Origin of the sequence: Peribacillus sp. NPDC101481, from assembly GCF_044767165.1 — a bacterium.
Taxonomy (GTDB): domain Bacteria; phylum Bacillota; class Bacilli; order Bacillales; family DSM-1321; genus Peribacillus.
Window position 1 is genome coordinate 766211 of sequence record NZ_JBIWNJ010000001.1, and the last position, 23255, is coordinate 789465.

The following is a 23255-nucleotide window of genomic DNA, read 5'->3' on the forward strand; positions in this document are numbered from 1 at the left end:
TGCAGTTTGATTCATATTGACTTGGAATGCAAAAAAAAACCAGGATGTTTACCTGGTTGTAGGGGTGGGGTTAAAAGCAGCTCGGTTTTCAATTGGTGACTCGGTATAAGGTTTTAATGCCTTTGCCGGTTTTTGAATATTATTCAATACATGTTTCATCACAAAACCATATGTAGCGATTGTCAATAAAATGAATACCCAAACCATTACCAACACCATCCTCTTATATATTGTTTAGCTTTTAGTTATTAGTTATTAGTTATTAGTTATTTAAATAAAATTATCGAGATCCGAATGAGAATAATTTTCATCTTCATTTAGAATCTTATCACGAACGATAATCATTTTCAATAAGAAATTAAATTTTTTTATTATTTTCCCTTAAAAACCGTAGAATATTCCGTATGTTCCTTTAATGCCTTCTCTTCCAGCGGGATTCTTACCGTCATCATCCAAACATTCAATAAACTAAAGATGATAGCAGTATAATATGCATTGAATAATAAGGAAATAACTAAAATCTCAGTTGCGACTATGATATAGTTCGGATGTTTGAAATATTTATAAGGACCTTTAATGACTACATCGGCATCAGGAACCACTATGATTTTTGTATTCCAATGTTTTCCTAATGAACGGATTACCCAAATCCTGCCTGACTGCGCAATTATAAAAAGGGTCAGCCAAATTGGCCAAAGTCCAGACATATTCCTTTCAAGCACGATCACTTCAATAATGAGAACAATAAAAAAACTAAGATGCATTAGAACCATCCACCTGTAATGGGACTCACCGTATTCCACTGCTCCTGCAGCTTTCAGCTGTTTTTCATTTTGTTTGGCGATATATAATTCAACCAGGCGCTGTATAGCGATCAAGATAATGAGAATGGCAAAGATCATCACTTCCACCTCATTAACACAAGTTCAGATGAAAACCCAGGCCCTAATGCAGCAGCCAGGCCCATCTCACCTTTATTCCCGCCCCGCTGCATGAACCTCTCCAGAACATACAAAATAGTCGCTGATGACATATTGCCAAATTCGCGCAATACGCTCATTGACTCTGCCGTCATGCTTTCATCGAACCCGAGAGCTTCGTGATATGCATCAATTACTTTCTTGCCTCCAGGATGAGCGATGAAATCTTTTATATCATTTAAATCGAATCCATTCTCCATTAAGAACTCTTGAACATTCGGTTTAAGCCAATCCTTGATGATTGTAGGGATATCTTTCGAAAAGATCACGTATAACCCTTGATCTTTTACATCCCAACCCATGACATCCAATGAATCCGGCATAAGCGTCGATTGCGAATCCAAAAATTGCAAATGTCTTACTTTTTTTGAAAACTGTTCATTCGGCACTTCATCACCGCAAACCAAAACACAGCTTACTCCGTCGGAAAATAAGGAAGTCCCAATTAAATTGCTTTTGGAGATATCATTCCTTTGAAATGTCAAACTGCATAACTCCACGCTTAAAACAATGACCTTCGCAGTCGGGTATGCTTGGCAATATTCAAAAGCACGTGATAGTCCACTCGCTCCCCCTGCACAGCCAAGCCCCCAAATCGGAATCCTTTTAGCATGCGGGTTAAATGGAAGTTCATTCATTATCCTGGCATCAATGGTCGGGGTGGCAATCCCAGTGCTTGAGATAAAGAAGAAAGCATCTAACTCGTTTGCCGGCAGTTCTTCTTTTAAAAATGATGTGTTCGCTAAGCATTTTTCTATAGCTTCTTTCCCAAACTTGACTGCCTGCTGTATATATAAATCATTCCGCTCGGCAAAAGAATGATCCTCTTTAAACCAATCGAGATCATTTGAAAAATATCGATTCTCCACTTGTCCATTCTTAAAGGCCTTCAGTAACCGTTCTATATTCTTAAAAGATGCTCCAAATATTTCTCTCGAAAATTCCATGATTTTTTCCTGTGAAAGTAAATATGGCAGCTTTACATGTGATGCAGATAATAAATACGGCATGATCCCACCCCTAATTATTCATGATATGGTTAATATACCCACCAGGATATCAATTATGCTTTATAGCTAAATGGTTATATTTATCTGGATTTTATAATATTTTTTCCTTTTTTCTTATAGAAAAAAAGACTATAAATTCGATAAAAGAACATAACCATACAAGTGGGAATGAAATTGGAAATCAACACTATAATCACAAAATTGTTATATGGAACCATCCAGGGCGGTAGTCCCTTATTCCTTTCTCTTTGGACATTCAAAAGCCTTACATTATAAGACTGCCTTTCGAACAGGAACCCAATAGCGTCCTTATTGGCATGACAGGGGATATCCGTGGGAGAATAATGATTGAGGGGACTAACGGATGCATGAGTAAAATAGGTGAAAGTATGTTCGGCATCCCGTTAGAAGGTGAAATGCTTGATCTTATGCAGTAGAATTCGGCAACATAATTGCCGGTAATATTACCGCCTCTTTAGCAGAAGAGAATCCATTGATTTATATTACACCGCCCACCGTCATTGTGGGCAATGGCGAAATGCATGTTACCCATATCATAAAAAGGCGTAGGTACCCTTCTTATCATCTTAATGATCGAAATGTAATTCACGAAACAATAAAACCCCCTTACCGATTTTAGGTAAGGGGGCACTTTCATTCTTCCTTCTTTACTGAAGATTGATTTTGCACTTGTATGATGATATTTTGAAACTCCTCTTTTCCACACACACTGCACCTATACTCCTGGCTTAGAATGGTCCGACAATGAATACAATATTTTTTCTCCATCCCTATCACTACTTTCCTGAACATATACTATCAATATATTCAAAAAGTGAAGAGAGTTTCCTTTTATCTGACAAAAGGCCAATTTGATTATCAATGATATTATTCGGCCTAAATGTAAAAATGCCCAAAATCCTCATCATCTGAGAAATTTGGGCATTTAATGGGTGAATCTATCAAGTTTAGCGAAACTATTTTCAGGCTACATTTTGACCTTCAATACGCGTTTCCTTCACTTTGCCTTTTGTAGGGACGATGTTAAAGACAATATTCAAGAAAATGGCTGTCAAACTTCCGGCTACAATACCGTTTTCAGTTAAGATTTGAAAGCTTTCCGGAATTTGTGCAAATAACTCAGGAACGACCGTCACTCCAAGTCCCATACCTACTGAACAAGCGATGATCAATAAATTTTCTTGAGAAGCAAAGTCCACTTTGCTCAACATCTTAATTCCAGCGGCAATTACCATCCCGAACATTGCAACCATTGCACCGCCAAGCACGGATGAAGGGATAATAGTCGTGAATGCACCGATTTTCGGAACAAAACCTATGAAAATGAGAATGCCGGCTGTTGTGTATATGACATTTCTTGTTTTAATGCCTGACAATTGAATCAAGCCGACATTTTGTGAAAAAGCTGTATAAGGAAACGAATTGAACAAACCGCCAATCATGATGGCAAGTCCTTCAGAACGATATCCGCGAGCTAGATCGTCTTCTGAAATCTCTTTGTCCGTGATTTCACCAAGGGCATAATAAACACCAGTCGATTCCACCAAGCTGACGATCGCCACCAATGTCATTGTAATGATTGCCGTGACGTTAAATGTCGGAGTTCCAAAGTAGAAAAAATGTGGCATATGCAGCCAATTGGCACTGACCACTGAGCTAAAATCCACTTTTCCAAGGAAGAAGGCCGCAAAGGTTCCCACTAACAGCCCCAATAAAATAGAAATGGAGCGTACGAATCCCGTCGAGAATTTATACATGAATATAATGAATAACAAAGTTCCAAAACCAAGAGCTACATTATTCAAGTCTCCGAAATCAGCAGCTCCCTGGCCTCCACCAAGGTTGTTGATGGCAACAGGAATGAGCGTAATGCCAATAATCAAAACGACCGATCCAGTGACAATGGGCGGGAAGAACCTTGCCAGTTTTCCGAAGAACTTACTAATGATAATGACGATCAATCCCGACGCCAAAATAGATCCATAAATGGAGTTGATTCCATATTGCGTACCAATTGCAATCATCGGGCTAACTGCTGTAAATGTGCAGCCTAAGACGACCGGAAGCCCAATTCCAAAGAATTTATTTTTCCACACTTGCAATAAAGTTGCTATCCCACACATCAAAATGTCTATCGAAACTAAATAAGTTAACTGCGCTGCAGTCAATTCCAGCGCCCCACCGACAATCAATGGAATGACGACGGCACCGGCATACATGGCGAGAACATGTTGTAATCCTAAGGATGCAACTTTTAATGGTGATTGATTAGACATTGACGGCTGCTCCTTCCTTTTCATCAGTGAACGTTATCTCACCGAATTTCAACTCAGCAATTCTCGCAAGTGATTCCACTTGGAAGCCTTGTTCCCTAAGATCCTTACCACCACTTTGAAATGCTTTTTCAATCACGATGCCGATTCCGGCCACTTCTGCTCCAACCTGCTTACAGATTTCCACCAAGCCCCTGGCTGCCTGTCCGACCGCAAGGAAGTCATCGATGATCAAGACCTTATCTCCAGCTTCAATATATTTATTGGAAACCGTAATGGTATTGGTTTCTTTTTTTGTAAAGGAATGAACGGAAGCCGTCACTAAATCATTTGTTAAAGTAAGTGATTTACGTTTACGGGCAAAAATGAGCGGAACTCCCAATTCCAAAGCAGCCATCAAGCCAGGACCAATGCCTGATGATTCAATTGTCAGCACTTTCGTGATTTCCTTGTGTTCGAAACGTTTAACGAATTCTTTACCAATTTCTTTCATTAGCATAGGATCCATTTGATGATTTAAGAATGAATCTACCTTTAAAATATCTTCTGATAAAGCTTGACCCTCGGACAAGATTTTTTCCTTTAAAAGTTGCATGAAGGTTCCTCCCAATCTTGGATGTTTATTGACCCATAAACCACACAATTATTTCCCGGCATATAAAAAAGCCCAAGAAATATTGCGGCACTTTTTTGGAGTGAAGCAATACTTCTTGGGCATGAATGAAAAATGAATCAACAAAAGCCTTCATTACGCAACAAGATCTATTACTCACCCATAGTCGAATTATTTACGGTAATTCGGTAGAAACTTGCAGGCCATATCCCTGCTATTATACGAGTGAAACATTATATTATATTAATATCTGAATTATACCAACGCTGGCTCTATTTGAAAAGTAATTTATGATAAAAAGCCGAACTTTAAATTAAAAAAATAAATCATTATTCGTATTATTAGAAAATTGTGAAATCACCAAACCTAAATAACTTGGATTTCCTATCAAAAAAAACACCATTTTCCATTTTACTGGTATATACCATGCGTTTTTGTAGCGACCCTAAAAAAAGAAGAAGGGTTTGAGATTTAACCCAAGTCCTTCTCAGACTGTAGGCAAACTTCGATTAAAATCGAGTTTGTCTACAGTTTTTTATGGTTTGTACAATTCGACCGTTGATTTCCTCTACAGGCACTCGCTTTCCGCGGGCGGTCCGGGAGCCTCCGGGGTCTCCCCTGTACTCGCTTTTCCCGCAGGAGTCTCGCACACCCGCACCAATCAACTTTTTTTAAACTTTTAGATAGAATCCTTTTGCTTAAAGTCTTGATTGTTTTTAAATTTATAAAACTTGAGGGAATGAGGATGCTTTCTATCATGATTCTATTCAGCGAAATCAAATGAAAATGATCACTTTAAATCAACTAGTGCAGCGAACCATTTGGTTCGTGAAATGGAGGCTGCCATTGACTTTTTTTCATTTATGATTTGGTGAAAGATATGTATTCAACATATAAAGAGGGCTATCGTGAGTACAAATCACCAAAACACCTCTGTGCAACATGCTCATCATCTTTATCACGGTGTACAAAAGAATATCAAAAAGTGGTGACACGGCCTATCTGGCAAACATATGCGGAAGAAGCAGATCATCTGCGTCATCATTAAGATGTAAAACCTATATATACGAAACGTAAAGAAAGCGTGTATTCGCAAATGCAAAAGAATGGTATTTAAAAATTGTCAATGCAGGCGATGCTTACTTTCGCTGCTGTTATTTTAAAGAAGATGGCCAATTGGACATGGTAAGGTCCAAAAATGGCCTAACCTGGTGGGCTTGCAGAGCCCCCAATCTCTTAATTTCAGGCGGAAATTTAAAGGGAATTTCAAAAGGGGTTTCGGAATTTTTAATTCCGAACCCCTTTTGTCTACAAACTGAGAAGGGCTTGAGATTTAATCCAAGTCCTTCTTCTTTGCTTCATTTGATTTTATAAACTTCTTTATATTTATCTTCAAGATACTTTATTAAATACTGAACATTCAGGCCTTCCCCTGTCGTTTCTTTCAAAACCTCCAGAGGCTTTTTTGTTTTTCCGTATTTATGTATTTTTTCATTAAGCCATTTCCTGATTGGTTCAATATCACCCGCTTCCAACAGTTCATCAAAATCAGGCAAATCTTTAAGCATCGATTGCTTGATTTGAGCTGCATACATATATCCCAATGCATAAGAAGGGAAATAACCAAAGCTGCCATCTGCCCAGTGTACATCTTGCAACACGCCCATTGCATCATTTTCAGGCACAATTCCCAGATAATCCTTGTATTTTTCATTCCAGACTTCCGGTAAATCCTTCACTTCAAGTTCCCCATTAAAGAGGGCCTTTTCCAGTTCATACCGAATCATAATATGTAGAGGATACGTCAGTTCATCTGCGTCAATACGGATGAACGATGGTTTTGATTCGTTAATGCCCCGGTAAAATTCATCCAGCGTCACATCTTGGAATTGTTCGGGAGCATATTCCTTTAATAAGGAAAATTTATTTTTCCAAAAGCTATGGTTCCGTCCAATGAAGTTTTCAAAAAACAAAGATTGTGATTCATGGATCCCCATTGATGTCCCGCTATCGAGAAGTGTTCCGGTTAACTCTTCAGCGATATTCTGCTCATAAATGGCATGTCCACATTCATGAATGGTACCAAAGATTGCCCCCCTAAAATCATTTTCATCGTATCGGGTCGTCACCCGGACATCGCCCCTATTTATTCTAATTTCAAAAGGGTGAACTGTTTCATCAAGCCTGCCAGCCTTGAAATCGTATCCTAGCTGTTTTAAAATTTCCAAGTTGAATTGATGCTGTTTTTCTTTTGGAAATTCTTTATATAGGAACGAAGTTTCCGGTCTATGTTCGCTTTTTGCAATCTGTTTTACCAAGGGAACGATCCTCGACCGAAGCTCACTGAATACGCCATCAAGTATATCTACAGTCATTCCTGGTTCATATATGTCTAAAAGGGTATTATATTTCGTCCCTTCATATCCCCAGTACTCTACGAACCTGCGGGTATATGCTACAATTTGCTCCAGATAAGGTTGAAATAAAGAAAAATCAGCTTTTTCCCTTGCCTCTTCCCATGCACTTTCGGAACGCGATTGTAAAATGACGAATTCCTTATATTCGTTCACAGGAATTTTCTTATTCCTTTCAAACTCTTTTTTACACTCTTGTACCATCTTATTCGTCGATTCACCAAGAATGGCTTTATCCATCGAAAGTTCTGCAATGAAGGATTCCATTTCCTTACTTGTGCTCATATTAAACACTTCGGAGGAAAGCATACCGATAACTTCGGAACGCTGCTCAACTCCCTTTTTAGGTGCACCTGTACGCAAATCCCAAAAAATTAACGCGAGAGCTTCATTATAAGCAGAGATTTTCTTTACATATTCTTTAAACTCTTTTTCTATCAGATCTATACCCTTTTTTTTCATATTCACTGCTCCTTCCAACTACACTTTACCATATTATACAAAAGTCTTTCATATCAGAACCACTCCGATTAATAAATTAAAATAAAAAAGAGCCAAGGGGTTCCCTTGGCTCTTTTTTTTGGGGGTATATTTAAATCGTTACAGGAAGAATGGTTACAATCTTCTCTTTCACATGTTCCGAAAGATTCTTTTCAATCAAAATCTGGACGGTTCCCGAATCATTGCTCGTCCTGATCAAACGCCCTATTCCCTGGCGCAATCGAAGGAGCATGTATGGAAGATCCACCTCTTCGAATGCATCGGTAACCGAGTTACGTTTGGCTTCGAAAACCGGATCGCGAGGCGGGAAAGGAAGCGAGTGTATCACTACATTTTGTAATGAAGGTCCTGGAACATCAAGTCCCTCCCATAAATGATAGGAGAAAAGGACAGATTGCTCATCCTCTTGGAACTTCTTAACAAGCTCGCTGATTTCCGCTTCCCCTTCAAAATAAAATGGATAGGATGATACTGGGCAGTTTTCCTTGAACCATTGCAATTCTTCTTTTGAGTGGAATAACACTAGTGTTCGACCTTCATTTTCCTCAATTGTATTCATTGTATATTGAAGTTTTGCCAATTGGTCTCCATTTTCGAAGACCGGCATGTTCATTTTCATGACTTCATCGTAATCAAATGGTGATTCAACGGAAAAGCTGTCATACTTTTCTATCCCTAAACTATCTGCAATATATTGGAAGGATTTATTATCCGATAATGTTGCCGATGAAAAAATGTAAGGGATTTTTTTCGAGAATACCTGTTCAGACAAGATATCCTGCACTAGCCTTGGCATGATCACCAATGTTTTGGTCATTTCATTTTCTTCAAACCAGGAAACGGCCTGTTCATCCTTCACAAATAGAGAAAGGGAGTAGCCCAGCTGCTCTAAATACTCTTCCGTCACTTTTAAATCATAATCATTGATCGTGTACATTTCCGCTTCAAAAACTAGGTTCTCCTCTAACTCTTCAACCTTTTTATGAAGCTTTTGGGCAAAGCTTGTTATTTCTTTTGACATTGGGATTTCATAACGATTAGACCCGCTGACATGTATCGCTTTTTCATCCAACAAATCAAAAAACTCTTCATTGATATCAATTAAGTCCTCGATGATGTATAAGGTTTCTTCACGAACCTGATTGGCTGTTAGCAATTCCAGAACCGAAGCGAGGGTTTGTTCCCCAACTTTATAAGTTAAAGCCTTTTGAGCAGCAAATTCCAAAAGATGGCCTTCATCAAAGACAACACAGCTATGTTCAGGCAGTAATGGTAACTGTCCTTCACGCTTACGCTTTTCCTTAGTCCATACATGCTCCATGAAGAAGTCATGTGAACAAATGATCAAATCACTTGATTTTCGATAGTGGTCCCGTGATAGGGTTTGCCCACAACGATGGCGTTTATCACAAGTAAAACAGTTTTGAAGCTGATCCCAGCCAACTTTAGACCAGTCTTCATCATTTAAATATGGATACTGTTTACGGTCCCCATATGGTGTATAGGCGTTCATGGATGAGTTATCATGAACAAACTTGGGAAGTTCATCATAGAGCTGATCTATCCCCTCTGAATCCTCATGATTCACAGCATAATCCAATTTCTTAAGACATACATATTGATCGTGATATTTGGCAAGCCGGACATCCACTTCAATACCTAAAGCATTCTTGATTTTTTGGATGTCGCCTTCCTCTTTGACAAGCTGTTCAATCAACGTTTCATCTGCACATGAAATAATTGCCGGTTTATTCGTATATCTCGCATAACAAATCGCATACAGTAAATAGACCAAAGTCTTACCAGTCCCTACCCCTGCTTCAGCAAAACTTATATTTTTTTCTTTAAAGGCTTTTTCTAACTGAAAAGCCATGAAGATTTGTTCGTCACGCAGCTCAAATCCTTTTTCGGGAAGAATATCGTAAAAAACATCACCGATCCATTCTGAAAGCTTATCGTAAAAAGAATCTTCCTTTGTTACCGAAAAAGGCAGTGTTTTAAGCATCATGGTCTCCCCTTTTATCTATCATCATTATATAAAATCCGAATCATTATTATCTTAGGCAAAAGTATATTATCCTTTATTTCACATTAGTAGTCAAGATATTTACCTATTATCAGAATGAAAGGCAATATGTATGTATGCTGTCTGGTTGCCCGATTCGTAAAATAAAAGACAGGCTCCAAGAGAGCCTGTCTGTAAATAATATAGGGTTGAATTAAGCTTTGTTTACGTTTGATGCTTGTGGTCCACGTTGACCTTGTTCTACATCAAATGTAACGTCTTGGCCTTCTTCAAGTGTTTTGAAACCTTCGCCTTGGATAGCTGAGAAATGTACGAATACATCGTCTCCACCTTCACGTTCGATGAATCCAAAACCTTTTTCTGCGTTAAACCATTTTACTTTACCTTGTTCCATTTTTGTTGCCTCCTAGTGTGTTCTCCACACATTATATTACTATCCTTGCTCAAAAGAATATTAAGGTATTCCTTAAATCTGAACAAAAATAATTCATTATTAGAATAACAGAAAAGGAAATGATAAGCAAGACTGGAACCTATTATGAATAAATCGTCCTGACTAGCAAAATCCTCCATTATATTCTACCTACTCATTCACCTTGAGGCTGCCTTGGCGGCCTTTTCCCCCAATATTGATAAAGGTCAGCACGGATGAAACCATTGAACAATTTCCTTTTTTTCGTTGCAGGCTTACCATAATGCTGTTCGAAGTCAGGATTGGAGGTAATCATGTATACCGACCATGTATCAAGCTTCTTAAAGGCTTGGCCCATTTCCCTATACATCTGCTCTACCGCTTTTTTCTCACCAAGACGTTCTCCATAAGGCGGGTTCCCGACAATGACACCATACTCTTTCTTGGTTGAGATATCCCTTACCTGCATTTGTTTGAATTCAATCAAATCACCAAGACCGGCTTCAAAACTATTCGCTTTAGCTATATCGACCATTCGATGGTCAATATCACAACCGGTTATGTCCAAGTATTGATCATAGTCGGCTAAATCTTCAGCCTCAATCCGCGCTTCATCCCATACCTTGCTGTCCATCCATGACCAGGTTTCAGAAACGAATTCCCTGTTAAACCCCGGTGCTATATTTTGTCCAATTAAGGCCGCCTCGATGGGAATCGTTCCAGATCCACAAAATGGATCTATGAAAGGTTTATCAGGCTTCCAATTGGTCAGCATGATTAACGCAGCCGCCAATGTTTCTTTAAGGGGCGCCTCTCCCTGCCCTGTCCGATAACCACGCTTATGCAAACCCGCACCTGAAGTGTCTATGGTAAGTGTCACTGCATCTTTTAAAATAGACACTTCAATTTTAAACAAAGGACCTGTCTCTGCAAACCAAGATACTTGCTTATATTTACTTTTCAATCTATCAACAATCGCCTTTTTTACAATAGCCTGACAATCAGGGACACTGTATAGCTTTGACTTAACGGATTTTCCACTAACGGGGAACTCGACATCGGCTGATAAGAAATCCTCCCAATTCAAGGCCTTTGTTTTTTCAAACAACTCATCAAATGAATATGCTTTGAATTCAGCGACTTTAATTTTCACCCTATCGGCACTGCGCAGCCATAAATTAGAGCGGGCAATGGCGGATTGATCCCCTTTATAGGTGATCTTCCCATTTTCGACTTGACAATCGTAACCAAGATCCCGCACCTCCTTGGCAACAATTGATTCCAATCCCATTGCTGATGTTGCAATTATATCGAATTGTTTCATTAATCCTGCACCTTCTTTCCATTAATCCAATCAATGGCACTTTTTCCCGAATTTCTTTCATTTATGTATTTAGAATCAGGCATTGATTTTTTACATGTAAACCTTATGGCCCACCGCGTTTTTATATTTCAGTTAGCCGATCATATAGCGTATTAATCACCGTGATGTAAAGCTATACTCAATTATCCATGTACCTTAGGATACATGCTGCAATTAAATCATCCGACCAATTATGTATGCTTCCCATCCATTATCCTGAAGTTTGAAGTTCTGTTTTGATACCTTCATTTTAGGGCTAAAAAGGAACCTTTATAAATAGGATACCCAGAATCAAAGAAATGCTTAACATTCCAACACTATTTTTAAAAACGTTACCGACAGACTTCATTTAAGCCATTTTCCTAATCATTCGAACGCAATGAAAAACTTGCCAAGTTTTAAGTTTAACACAGCCATGTTTCAGAAAACGAAAAATAAATGGAAATGCCCAATCTTTTTATAATAATGCATTCTCCATAAACAAAAACTCTCCTTTTAAAAGGAGAGTTGTGCTTTTGGTGTTATATGATAACGTTTTGTAAGCCATGTTTTGTTCCTCAGTACTGCAAGCGACTCGCGTCTCGTACTTCGGCGGTAATCATCTATCTACAGAAGCAAGTGCTTCTGTCCTTCTCCTCGTTCAATTCCAAGGAAGAAAGCGCCCCTACCATTAATTTGGGTTTCTCGCTCGTGGGGTTTACCTCGTTCCACCCTTTACATTTCTGTAAAGGCTCCGTCACTGTGGCACTTTTATAGGTATTCATGCCATATCCAAAAGGACTTAGGCATTTTCCCAGCCGTCAGCAATCAAAGATTGCTGCCCAAGCTTATTTTTTCGCCAGGCACGAACACTACGGACATCGCAGTCCGTGCGAGCATGGACTTTCCTCTACTGCATAAATGCAGCAGCAATTACCCAAACGTTAACATAACATAATTGATTATACTCCATTATTCACGAAAACACAATACCAAAATCATTTTCACTTTTACAATGCAAAACCTCAGTCAAAAAGCTTGTTACCAAACACGTGCTTTTCCAAGTTGGATAACCGTTTAAGGATGTCAAAGTTAGTGGTTCCCGGAGTGGCACTTGGAGCAGGTTGATTTGGACGTTTTGTACTCTCTTCGGCTTGTTTTTTCAATTTAAGATTTTCTTGTTTTAGATCTTCAATTTCCTGATGGAACACTTCATAATCTTTAATGATCAGATCCAGGAATTGATCCACATCTTCAGGTTTATAACCGCGCATGGCTGTTTTAAAATCTTTTTCAAGAATATCTTTAGCCGTTAATTTTATCTTATCGGATAGCATAAGACTTCACCTCAATACTTTCGCCAATACAATCGACTTTTTATTATTTTTTCAAATCTGCTTGGGTTTGTCAACGAAACACCATTTTGTAAGCTTACTGTTTCAGAGAACGATATGTATTCCCATTATATCTGTATCTAAATTTCATCATAATATGATTATGCTTTAGAAACAACTTTTAATCCATAATTATTTTCACTCCATCATTCTTCGGACCAGCTGGCTTCTTCCGCAGCCAGTTGCAGATCATCAAAGTTTATCTGAAAGATGGGGTATCGCTGTGTTTCTGCCTTTTTCATCGCCTCGAAATAAGGATATCGGGCTGATCCTTCTTTTTCAGCCTCGAAAATGATGAGCATGGCATCGCTTTTATGGACCATATACCTATTTTTGATTTTCAGCTGTTGTGGCCCTTCATATGGTTTGTTGAAAATGGACTCAACAAAATCGGCACGGGCCAATATGGATCGGTAATATTCTTGATTCGTCTCGTTCCATGACTCTTCCTGTTTCAGGAAAGGAGTAAGCACCCCTAATTTAAGCTGATTATATTCTTCCTGTAATTCGAAAACCACTTCTGCACCCCATAGTTCCGTACCCAACTGACCTGAGATGATCACCCATTCCAGCCCGTCTTCCACCAATGGCAGGAGACGCTGCTTCATCGCTTTCTTTATATATTTTACGGCATCATGGTCATTTTTGAATATCCCGAATTCAAAAGCTTTGTAGCCCGTCATATACAAAACCTTCATCTCTTGGCTAATCTCCTTTAACATGATTATATAAGAAAACAAGGGCTTAATAAGCCCTTATTTTTTAGTATCCGAAATGCCTAGGCGGACAGCATTGGTTTTGCGGCGGCCTTCCACAAATCAAGTGTTGATTATAGCACTCGTTCACCACGGATTGAGTATGCGGGAAATAATGCTTATACGTGTTCACATGTTTATTGACATTTGTAGTATGTGATGGATGAACGACAGGAATCACTGTGTTCGATACATTCGTATTGACAAATTGCTGTGTTGGAGAGACTTGCGCTGGGGCAACTTGAGATGGAGATGTTTGTGTTGGACCATATTGCGCTGGAGACACAGCCGATGGACCATATTGCGCTGGAGACACAGCCGATGGACTATAGGCTCCCATTACGTTAGAGTTTTTACCGGTTGACGCTCCCATTACGTTGTTGGGGTGTTTACCGGTTGATGCTCCCATTACTCCAGGTGCGTTCCCGTATGCTCCCATTACATTGTTGGATGCTCCCATTACATGGGGTTTATTTCCTCCACAATTACGAAAATACATTTATAATACGTCCCCTTTCATCATGATAAGTTTAGTCTTACCATTACAGACTATGAAAAAAAGGGGATACGTGTACTGATGAAATGACCTATTTATACAGAATAAGTATAAAACGATGGATGGCTGTCAATAAGTACACTATCATTATTATATCTGGCTAACCGTCAAATGAAATGAGGAATTTTCTATAAAAAGGAATAGAGACTGTCTTTTAATGAAGTAAACAAAACTATCGTTAAACAAAGAACTACAAAAAATAGAAATAAAGTCGTTTTATACATTTCTCCGCTCCGCTTTCACCTTAATTTTATATGATGTAAAGGCATGAAATGAACGCTTCGGAATTTCACCCTCAACTCTTTCCATTTTACACACAATAGTTGAAGGCTACAATAAATGTATACATATTTTTTATTTTCGGCCTTTTGCACTAAAAGAAGTTTCTCGCTCCCTAATCTTATACAGAAATATCCTTTGATTCCTCTTTCTTTTCGAGCCGCCGGATCCTCTTTTCCAATTCCAACTGTTTTTTCCCCAGGGCGGTCCCTTCCCTAACCATCTCTTGATGCGCGATTATTGAACATTTTAGAGCAAGACCGACGTCCTTAAATTGATGTTCGTATAATTTCGCACATTCAATCTGTGCCTGTACCCTAATTTGCACATTCCCTTTTAAGGCGACTTCCTTCCAAATTTCCAAAGCTTCATCGAATTGTTTTTGCTTCTTTTTCTGGAAGGCTAATGCATGGCCAGCTATAATCCGATCTTCCTCATTACCCGCTTCCAATATTTTTTGATATGTCTCAACTGACTCCTCTTTTTTCCCCAAATAAGCAAGCCATCGTGCAATTTCCATGGACTCTTCCGTATATCCGTCGATTTGGAGGATTTTTCGGGACAAATGAATATACAAAGTGATCAATGATAAGATATCCAATTCATTATGCTTCATGATTCCAAACAGTATTTCCGGATTCTTCCTCTCAACAAAATCAAAATAAATCATCGGTGCCAAATATCCAGGAATATCATCCTCCCTATGTACACCTAGAATATCTGTTTCGACAGCTGATAATTTCACTCGTTCCAATTTGTTTCTCCATAGGCGTCTTGAAGCATGATACAAATCGAAATGTCCGAATTCCGGTAGTTTTGGCACATGTTCCTTTATCAAGGTATGTCTCGTTTTTAACTGTGGCCAATCAAAGGACTTACCATTATAAGTGACAAGTGTTTCGTAATTGATGTTTTCCAAAAAGCTTTGATAAAGCGGTATTTCACTTCCAGGCTGCGGAAGGATATGTTGCTTCACGACTACTTCTTCACCTTCTAAATAGGCATACCCTAGTAAAAAAATGGTATTACCGGCTCCGCCTCCTAGTCCTGTCGTTTCCGTATCGAAGAAAAACAGATCTTCACTTTTAACGCCCCTGGCGGAAAGTGGATGCTCCAATGAAGTTTGATTCCACTCTTTTACGACCTTTTTCAGCTCGGAAAATTCATATAACCCGTGTTTGTGATTTATAGGGTAGCGGACTTCCCTAATGAAACAATAGTCACCGTCGAAATGAAAGGAAACGGTATCGTTCTCAAGCCACTTTTCAAAGTAAGGAATTTCTTCATTCACTTTCTGGTCATTTTCTTCTACAGGAGAAGGTTGTTTCCCTAGGTTCATATGCGTTTTCATACGGTTCAATTTATTTTTTAAAGACATGAAATTACACCTCTTTTCACCTATCAATGCAATCTATTAATGTTTTTGCTTACAAAATTGACCTAATAATTGTTTGGCATCACTCTTGGCTGTTTTCGTTGCGGATTCCGTACCGATACAGGAAGGGCAGCCGCTCTCACAAGTGCAATTTTCAATCATTGATATTGTTTCCAGCAAAATGACTTCAGAGTTTTCATATACTTTATCACTTAACCCTATGCCACCCGGATAACTATCATAGATAAAAATGGTCGGTTTTTCATTATGCGCTGCTTTAACCTGCGGATAAACATGAATATCATGCGGATCGCACATAACATATAGCGGAATCATGTAATTAAGAGCATGCGACGCACCTATCATTCCTTGTTCTATTCGATTTTCGTCCCACTTAAATATATCAGGATCCATGGAAAGCATGGCCGAACTCGTATGCAGTTCCATCTCAGGGAGGCTGATTGGACCTGAACCAATATTTTCATGAGTTTCGAATTTGATTTTTTTGAAGATCGTAGCCATCGCCCGGATTGCGACATCACCAAAAGCAGCTGCTGTGGAAGCGAAAGTTCGCTGTTTATCGACTTCCAATACAGACAATTGAACAGCAAGGTTAGCATCCGTATAATAGTCCACATTGACTTCACGTACATAAGCCTTTTTTTCATCCCAATCAAGTTCTTCCACCTGAAATTGAATACCCTGGTGCAAATAAATGGCTTCATCGTGAAGAAGGGTCATTGCACTGAAAGTATCCATTTCCCCTATGACCCGATTAACCGGTGCATTCGTTTGGTCGATGATGACGACATTTTCCTGTGCCGCTGAGCGCAGGCTGATATTGCTTGCGGGAAAAGCATCATTCATCCAATGCCATTTGTCCCCATTTAGGTGTAAGACCCTTTCTTCCGTAAGGAATTCAAGAACGTCGATAATCTCTGTTTTCCCAAAAGTATCGCCTTTTTTAAATGGCAGCTCATATGCTGCGCATTTTACATGATCAACCAAGATCAAAAGATTATCCGGATTGATTCTTGCAGTTTCTGGATTTCTGGTAAAGAAATAATCGGGATGTTGTACGATATATTGATCAAGGGCACTGGAACTGCCGACCATGATGATCAATGCTTCACCATGCCTTCTTCCTGCTCGCCCAGCCTGTTGCCAGGCACTCGATATGGATCCAGGGTAACCTGTCATTATGCAAACCTGAAGCTGACCGATATCGACACCCAACTCAAGTGCATTTGTGGAAACCACCCCATAAATGGAACCATCCCTGAGGCCTTGTTCAATTTCCCTACGCTGTGTTGGCAGATATCCGCCTCGATAGCCCCTGATCGATTTTGGCCCCAATTGCTTTGACACAAGTTCCTGTAAATATGTCAATAGAATTTCCACTCGAACCCTGCTTCGCGCAAAAACGATGGTTTGTATTTTATTTTTCAAAAATTCATTTGCCAGCTTCCTGACTTCCAATACCGCACTCCTTCGTATGTTGAGCGGTTTATTGACTATTGGGGGATTATAAAATACAAAATGCTTTTTCCCACTTGGGGCTCCGTTATTATCGATCAGGACCATTTGTTTTTCCGTAAGCTCTTCTGCTAACTCTTTTGGGTTATTGATCGTAGCGGAAGTACAGATGAAAACAGGGTCGCTTCCATAAAACTTGCAGATCCTTTTTAACCTTCTAATGACGTTGGCTGTATGACTTCCGAAAACGCCGCGGTAAATATGAAGTTCATCAATGACCACATACTTCAAGTTTTCAAACAAAGAGACCCATTTCGTGTGATGGGGCAGGATTCCCGAATGGAGCATATCAGGATTGGTGATCACGATATGCCCGGCCTGGCGAATTTTTTGCCTGATGTTTGAAGGTGTGTCCCCGTCGTATGTATAACTATTTATATTAGCATCCATTTCATCAATCATTTCATTCAATTCGCTTTTTTGATCATAGCTTAGCGCTTTTGTCGGAAATATATAAAGCGCCCTGGTTTTTTCATTTTCCAGTATTTTTTGTAGGACCGGCAAATTATAGCATAATGTTTTACCAGAAGCTGTTGGTGTGACCGCCACAAGGCTATTGCCACTGACAGCAGTGTCGAATGCAGTTGCCTGATGGGTGTACAACCCATTTATCCCCCGTATTTCAAGAGCATGCTTGATCTTATCATTCATTGCAGCGGGAAAAGGGACATGTTTTGCCTCTTTCGCTTCAATTACTTGCCAATGTACGATGTTATCTTTAAAATCCTCATTAGTTTTTAAATCCTTAATAACTTCTTGTAAATTTTTTCGCAGTTTCATATAACCACCTCATACTCCTATTCTACCGAATGAACGTTCTATGCAAAAGGGAAACTATTTCCTATTCACAAAAAAAAGCTGGAAACGGCAACATCCCGTCTCCAGCTCGGTCTTTTTTATCATTTAATTCTTTTCGGCAAAGCGAATGATTTCTTCGAGTAGTCTGCTTGGAGCTTCCAGCATCCCCATATGGCCGCTTCCCTTAAGTATAACTTCATGGATATGGCTCCCTTTTGCAGAAAAGGTTTTTTCAACGGGAATTAGCTTATCCTCTTCACCTGCAACCAATAAGACAGGCAGCTTTGTGTCTTTGAGTACATGATTTCTGTCTATTCTGTTCCTCATGGCATGTAAAGACCCTATCGCACCGCTTTCACTTGTTTTATATCCGATTTCCTTAGTTTGTTCAATATTGGAATCTTCGGGATTAGAGAAAAGCTTTGGTATAAGTCCGTCAATGAAAGCGGGAATTCCTTCACTTTTGATTTTCTCGACAGATTTTAAGCGCCCAGCCTTTCCTGTTTCATCGTCCGGCAAAGCTGTAGAATGTACCAATGAAAAACCAGACAATTTCCCAGGAAACCTTTCTGCGAACGCCAAGGTGATATATCCCCCAAGCGAATGACCAAACATATATACCTTTGCGATTTCCAGTTCGTCCAGTAACGACGCAATATCAGCAGCCATATCATCAATCGAGAAAGATTCCCCTATTTCCTCACTTGCACCATGCCCCCGTAAATCAACGGCAATAACCCGGTAATCATCCTTTAATTCAGCAATGATGTCACTCCAATATTCATGACTTCCGCAAAATCCATGAATAAACAACAATGTTTTATTTCCTTTCCCGGTATCTATGTAGGAAAGCTTGCCATTATTTTTCATATAAAACCCTCATTTCCTTTTCTAATCATTCAGTAACGTTATTCCCTATAGTCCTTTATCTGAAACCCAACAGCGCATTCACATTTCTTAATTCCTCACATAGCCTATAGGCAAAGGAATTTTTTAGAAAGGAGCACCGTGATGACCTCTTCTGAAAAAAATAATAATCGGAGAATAGAACCCTTTACCCACTTCATTAACAAAATGGATCGGCTGTTTTCCGAAAGGCCTCCTAAAGGCATGCTGCAATCTCTTGACGATTTCTTCGGTTCGGCGAAAGAACGCAGCTTTCCGGTTGATGTTCACGAAACGCATTCAGAATATACACTTACCGCCACTTTGCCTGGAATTGCACGCAGCCAAATATCAATTGATGTACTGGCCCATGCTGTAACCATAACTGCAAAGCAAGTAGATAGAAGACATAAAAATCAAGGAATGTTTCAAAAAGAAGTTTCAGCAGGTACTCTTTCAAGAACCATTTCTTTTCCAAAACCCATTGATGAAGCAAAAGTCACCGCTCGACATCGCGATGGCATCCTCACGCTTCAGCTACCCAAAATCAGGGGGAATCGGATTGAAATCCATTAGACATGAATAAAAGCAGACTTAAAAAAGTGGCTGGGTCACTTGTAAGTCTGCTTTTCCTTTATTCACCATCTAAGCTTTGAAGAAGCCCCCTACTCCTTTGACCATTGAAGATACTTGAGAAACTGTATTCATCATTTGTCCAGCTGTATTCATCATCTTCGTTATATCCATCGAGCCATCTTGTGTTTTGAATTGATTCATGACCGATTTGAAACCCGATGGCTGGGGTTTTTGCATGAACTGCTGCTTAGGATATGGATTATGAGCCTGCTGCTGACCTTGCGGAGGTCTTTTAGCTGGCTGTAGCGGATTGGCGAACGGGCTAAAAGCTTGCGGCTGCTGATTGGACTGGATTGGCTGCATTTGTGCCATTGGCTGCATTACACTGCTGCCCGGATAAGCACCCACAGGCATCGCCTGCTGCTGGACAGATTGGAATGGATGATAGGCCGCTTGCTGATAAGGATCATGATATGGTGTCATATAGCCCCCTGTATCCTGGAGATGATATGGATACATAAATGGTTGTTCATGATTATTGGGCGGAGGATACGGCATTGGCTGCTGGTACCCTCCCCAATATTCCGTCATTGATTGAGGAAACTGTCCTTGATTTGGGGAGATATGGTTAAAACCGGATCTCATCATGTCAATGAGCCCTCCTCTTTTTTCATTACATGGTTCTGATAATATATGAAAAAAAGGGGAATAAAGTGTAGGTATTTTTATGATAAAATCCGATTGATTTCCGTTCTTACATTATTAAGGATGAATTCCACCGATTGAACATGGCTTTTAAATCGCTTATAACTTGTTTTTGGAAAAAATGCCTGTACGGCCACATCAGAAAGGTTATGGGCGGTTTGTTCGATTTGCTCGGGGAAAAGATGCCTAAATTCAGTTTCTTTCATCCACTCCTTCATTCCGGTTTCCCATTCGATGCATGCGGTCCTTACCTGGTCTGCAAACGGCTTGACTTCCGAAAAAAAATCCTTTTCCTTTCCTTCCTTCCGTACACCATCATAGATATCATCCACTTGGTCCGTATATTTTATTAATTGTTCTGTTAATAGCTGCAGTTTTTCTTTTTGCACAATATATTCCTCCGCACAATTGTTTCCCTTATTATAATCCAGTTCATTATAAAATGATATTCCTCTGGCTTATACGTGCAATTCAGTGAGAACATTGTGCTTTATTATTGTTTTTTTCGGGACAATGGAAAAGGAATGGTTTACACCTTCAGCATTCACCCAATAATCCTCGGCTTTCTCAATGGCTTCCTGGGCTTCGTTAACTAATGTATATTGCTCCGCCCATAGTTTGCACCGCACTGTATTTACAGTTTCCCCATATGAAATTTCCAAACGATCCAGGCTGGTACTGATCTCAGCTATCATCCTTAATATCTCCTCTGTTGCGACACTTTTATTGACCATGCTGATCCCTCCCATTCTTTACCTGTACTATTCTTTTTTTTATCAGAAAGCCCTTCATGACTGACAAAACTAGAAGGGAATCGGCAAAGAAAGTGCAATTCGCTTAATTTATTATGCCCTTCGACAACAATGGCAGAATGAAGAATGAAGTTTTAAACAAGAATACAGACAGGAGGTGATTTTATGCAGTCGAATGAAAGCAGACAGCAAAAAAACGAAAAACGACAAAACCCGCCCACTAAAAAGGCAGGAACGGGAAATCCGAAGCTTAGCGGAGAAAACCGCCCCTCTACGTAAGACATAAATACTGACTGATAAAACAGGGAAGGCTTACATGACGCCTTCCCTGTTTGCTATTATAATATCCAATTTTTAATCATTGCTGCCGTATGTAGCTGCTTTTGTTTAAGGTCATACCAATCGGTCAAATGCGGGTCTTCTTCCCATTTGGGTTCAATGAACCATTTTTTTTTAACCTTTTTTTTCATATCCCATTGCTCTGTCATTCCTGCTTGATGATGAATCAATGGATATACTCCCCTCAGCATCGGGGTTTCATGGTACCTAGGATTTTTTCGATATTGTTCATAATCATATCTGGCACCCGTTGGTTCTGTCCTGCAGGAAAATTCATAGAATAGCGGAAACAAATCTTCAGAAAATAAAAGGCCGGCCAACCTTTTCCCCAATTCAATCCTTTTATCGATATTTCTAAAATGCGAAACGGACGATCCATATAGTTCTCCATTGCAAGCAGGAAATAAAACCGTGCTAAAATGCATCCAGTCCTGCAGGAAAAATAAGAGAGAATGAAATACGAAAGATTGTTTTTTAATAACCGGTTCTTCTATGATGTTTTGTTCATTTATGATGAGCGCAGTGACTAATTTTTCCCGATTTCCATGTTTCCAAAAGGAATACCATTCGTTCGTCATGAATTTGGTAATAAAAAAATAATGACATAAGTGAAACAAAGGACGTCCATACTTCGTCGAATAATGATAGAGAAGTAATTGCGGATAAGCATCTTGGAATATTCTCCAGTTGGCTTCTTCATACGTCAGGAATAAAAGATGCCTGTATTTCTGGCCAAGCAAATGGGAAAACCAAATCCCTTCAAGATCACACATATTCCAGCCTGCATTTCTAGAAACCATCCCCGCTAAAAAAGACCATTGTATTTCGGGATGCATTTTGAAAAATCGTTCATATGCCTTTGTCCTTGATATATTATCCCTATTTCCTTTAGCGGTTTGGGCTTTTATGGAATGTAGCAATTGCTTTTCCGTCATTAATATTCGCATCTATGTGTCCGCCTTTCTATAGAGATGAATTGTGACATATAGTTGTACATAAATCCTATCGTTCTAAGAAACAATTCTTTTTATTCACATTTTGGATTCTTTTTTTGCTAATATAGATAAGTGAAAAAAAGGAGGGGTAAAAGTGGCATTTCATTATCCCAACGGACGAAGATTTGTACCGCAGGCTATGGAAGAAAAGAAAAGCCCACTTAAAAAAATCAGTTACAGCAACCGGGGAAAAACATTGGAAGACGATTTGAACGAAACCAATCAGTATTATTTAGCACACGGCATTGCCGTCATCCATAAAAAACCGACACCCATTCAAATTGTCGATGTCCACTATCCGAAAAGAAGTGCTGCAGTCATTAAAGAAGCTTATTTCAAACAAGCATCGACCACCGATTACAATGGTGTTTATAAAGGAAAGTACATTGATTTTGAGGCAAAGGAGACGAAAAACAGCAGTTCTTTCCCTCTGAAGAATTTTCATGACCATCAAATTGAACATATGAAACAAATCGTTCAGCATGACGGAATTGCATTTGTGATCATTCGGTTTTCAGCAATGGATGATATATATGTAATGAGTTCTGAACAACTGAGTTTTTATTGGAAGAGAATGAAAGAAGGCGGGCGCAAATCTATAACTCTTCAAGAGGTTGAAAGCAGTTCACGAAAGATTACTCTTGGCTTTCAACCGAGAATTGACTATATTAAAGTAGTAGATTCGCTCATCGCAGAAAATTTTTAGTTTTTTTAGAAA

22 protein-coding genes, 1 other RNA gene and 1 riboswitch are annotated in these 23255 nt (G+C 39.3%); of the genes, 3 read left to right on the forward strand and 20 right to left on the reverse strand.

The genetic code is table 11. From position 1 onward, the window contains the following. Window positions 1-48 precede the first annotated feature (48 nt). The 3 genes from ACIROD_RS03590 to ACIROD_RS03600 all read right to left on the reverse strand — a co-directional run bounded on the left by ACIROD_RS03590 (window position 49) and on the right by ACIROD_RS03600 (window position 1990). Window positions 49-213, reverse strand: coding sequence for a hypothetical protein (locus ACIROD_RS03590; RefSeq protein WP_157830996.1), 165 nt, complete (start codon window positions 211-213; stop codon window positions 49-51). A 158-nt stretch (window positions 214-371) separates the two neighbouring features. Then, window positions 372-902: an isoprenylcysteine carboxyl methyltransferase family protein gene (locus ACIROD_RS03595; protein ID WP_230176926.1), complete on the reverse strand. Its 531-nt coding sequence runs from the start codon at window positions 900-902 to the stop codon at window positions 372-374. Continuing rightward, a complete protein-coding gene (locus ACIROD_RS03600; protein WP_402938028.1) occupies window positions 902-1990 on the reverse strand; it encodes a type III polyketide synthase in 1089 nt (362 codons plus the stop codon). Before ACIROD_RS03600 ends, ACIROD_RS03595 begins: the two co-directional genes overlap by 1 nt. A 448-nt stretch (window positions 1991-2438) precedes the next feature. Here ACIROD_RS03600 and ACIROD_RS03605 point away from each other — a divergent pair, with 448 nt between their 5' ends. Beyond that, window positions 2439-2630: a hypothetical protein gene (locus ACIROD_RS03605; RefSeq protein ID WP_402940092.1), complete on the forward strand. Its 192-nt coding sequence runs from the start codon at window positions 2439-2441 to the stop codon at window positions 2628-2630. Between the two features lie 343 nt (window positions 2631-2973). Here ACIROD_RS03605 and ACIROD_RS03610 read toward each other — a convergent pair whose 3' ends face one another. From ACIROD_RS03610 to ACIROD_RS03670, 13 genes are all read right to left on the reverse strand, one after another. Then, window positions 2974-4287: a nucleobase:cation symporter-2 family protein gene (locus ACIROD_RS03610; RefSeq protein ID WP_101222361.1), complete on the reverse strand. Its 1314-nt coding sequence runs from the start codon at window positions 4285-4287 to the stop codon at window positions 2974-2976. Then, on the reverse strand, window positions 4280-4879 hold the full coding sequence (locus ACIROD_RS03615) for a xanthine phosphoribosyltransferase (protein ID WP_260358973.1): 600 nt from the start codon (window positions 4877-4879) through the stop codon (window positions 4280-4282). The genes ACIROD_RS03610 and ACIROD_RS03615 overlap by 8 nt, the downstream gene beginning before the upstream one ends. Before the next feature lie 161 nt (window positions 4880-5040). Beyond that, window positions 5041-5142: riboswitch (purine riboswitch) on the reverse strand. A gap of 1113 nt (window positions 5143-6255) precedes the next feature. Further along, window positions 6256-7773: a carboxypeptidase M32 gene (locus ACIROD_RS03620; protein ID WP_402938033.1), complete on the reverse strand. Its 1518-nt coding sequence runs from the start codon at window positions 7771-7773 to the stop codon at window positions 6256-6258. 130 nt (window positions 7774-7903) lie between these two features. After that, window positions 7904-9820 carry an ATP-dependent DNA helicase gene (locus tag ACIROD_RS03625; protein ID WP_402938036.1) on the reverse strand — a complete coding sequence of 639 codons (1917 nt, stop codon included), beginning with the start codon at window positions 9818-9820 and terminating at the stop codon, window positions 7904-7906. Between the two features lie 211 nt (window positions 9821-10031). After that, window positions 10032-10232, reverse strand: a complete 201-nt coding sequence (locus tag ACIROD_RS03630; protein WP_034307871.1) for a cold-shock protein — start codon at window positions 10230-10232, stop codon at window positions 10032-10034. Window positions 10233-10425: 193 nt separating this feature from the next. Next, entirely contained in the window at window positions 10426-11574 is a 1149-nt protein-coding gene (locus tag ACIROD_RS03635; RefSeq protein ID WP_402938039.1) for a THUMP domain-containing class I SAM-dependent RNA methyltransferase, read from the reverse strand. Window positions 11575-12147: 573 nt separating this feature from the next. Beyond that, an RNA gene (gene rnpB / locus ACIROD_RS03640) (RNase P RNA component class B) lies at window positions 12148-12537 on the reverse strand. An 80-nt stretch (window positions 12538-12617) separates the two neighbouring features. After that, window positions 12618-12929 carry a cell division regulator GpsB gene (gene gpsB, locus ACIROD_RS03645; RefSeq protein ID WP_061463822.1) on the reverse strand — a complete coding sequence of 104 codons (312 nt, stop codon included), beginning with the start codon at window positions 12927-12929 and terminating at the stop codon, window positions 12618-12620. 203 nt (window positions 12930-13132) lie between these two features. Further along, window positions 13133-13684 carry an SLOG family protein gene (locus tag ACIROD_RS03650; RefSeq protein WP_402938042.1) on the reverse strand — a complete coding sequence of 184 codons (552 nt, stop codon included), beginning with the start codon at window positions 13682-13684 and terminating at the stop codon, window positions 13133-13135. 64 nt (window positions 13685-13748) lie between these two features. Beyond that, complete coding sequence (locus tag ACIROD_RS03655) at window positions 13749-14240, reverse strand: CotD family spore coat protein (RefSeq protein ID WP_402938045.1); 492 nt, start codon at window positions 14238-14240, stop codon at window positions 13749-13751. A 457-nt stretch (window positions 14241-14697) separates the two neighbouring features. After that, the gene (locus ACIROD_RS03660; RefSeq protein WP_402938048.1) at window positions 14698-15954 is read right to left on the reverse strand and encodes a ribonuclease H-like domain-containing protein; all 1257 of its coding nucleotides are present in this window, start codon (window positions 15952-15954) and stop codon (window positions 14698-14700) included. 36 nt (window positions 15955-15990) lie between these two features. After that, the gene (locus tag ACIROD_RS03665; protein WP_402938051.1) at window positions 15991-18267 is read right to left on the reverse strand and encodes a DEAD/DEAH box helicase; all 2277 of its coding nucleotides are present in this window, start codon (window positions 18265-18267) and stop codon (window positions 15991-15993) included. Window positions 18268-18390: 123 nt separating this feature from the next. Next, on the reverse strand, window positions 18391-19155 hold the full coding sequence (locus ACIROD_RS03670; protein ID WP_402938054.1) for an alpha/beta fold hydrolase: 765 nt from the start codon (window positions 19153-19155) through the stop codon (window positions 18391-18393). A 141-nt stretch (window positions 19156-19296) separates the two neighbouring features. Here ACIROD_RS03670 and ACIROD_RS03675 point away from each other — a divergent pair, with 141 nt between their 5' ends. Beyond that, on the forward strand, window positions 19297-19746 hold the full coding sequence (locus tag ACIROD_RS03675; protein ID WP_101222371.1) for an Hsp20/alpha crystallin family protein: 450 nt from the start codon (window positions 19297-19299) through the stop codon (window positions 19744-19746). Between the two features lie 69 nt (window positions 19747-19815). Here the strand turns inward: ACIROD_RS03675 and ACIROD_RS03680 are convergent, their stop codons facing one another. From ACIROD_RS03680 to ACIROD_RS03695, 4 genes are all read right to left on the reverse strand, one after another. After that, window positions 19816-20394: a YppG family protein gene (locus ACIROD_RS03680; RefSeq protein WP_402938058.1), complete on the reverse strand. Its 579-nt coding sequence runs from the start codon at window positions 20392-20394 to the stop codon at window positions 19816-19818. A gap of 77 nt (window positions 20395-20471) precedes the next feature. Continuing rightward, window positions 20472-20840, reverse strand: a complete 369-nt coding sequence (locus ACIROD_RS03685) for a YppE family protein (protein ID WP_402938061.1) — start codon at window positions 20838-20840, stop codon at window positions 20472-20474. Window positions 20841-20909: 69 nt separating this feature from the next. Continuing rightward, window positions 20910-21185: a hypothetical protein gene (locus ACIROD_RS03690; RefSeq protein WP_101222373.1), complete on the reverse strand. Its 276-nt coding sequence runs from the start codon at window positions 21183-21185 to the stop codon at window positions 20910-20912. Window positions 21186-21541: 356 nt separating this feature from the next. After that, complete coding sequence (locus ACIROD_RS03695) at window positions 21542-22489, reverse strand: DUF2515 domain-containing protein (protein ID WP_260358978.1); 948 nt, start codon at window positions 22487-22489, stop codon at window positions 21542-21544. 142 nt (window positions 22490-22631) lie between these two features. Between ACIROD_RS03695 and recU the strand changes: the two genes are divergently transcribed. Next, window positions 22632-23243, forward strand: coding sequence for a Holliday junction resolvase RecU (gene recU, locus ACIROD_RS03700; protein WP_101222375.1), 612 nt, complete (start codon window positions 22632-22634; stop codon window positions 23241-23243). Window positions 23244-23255 lie beyond the last annotated feature (12 nt).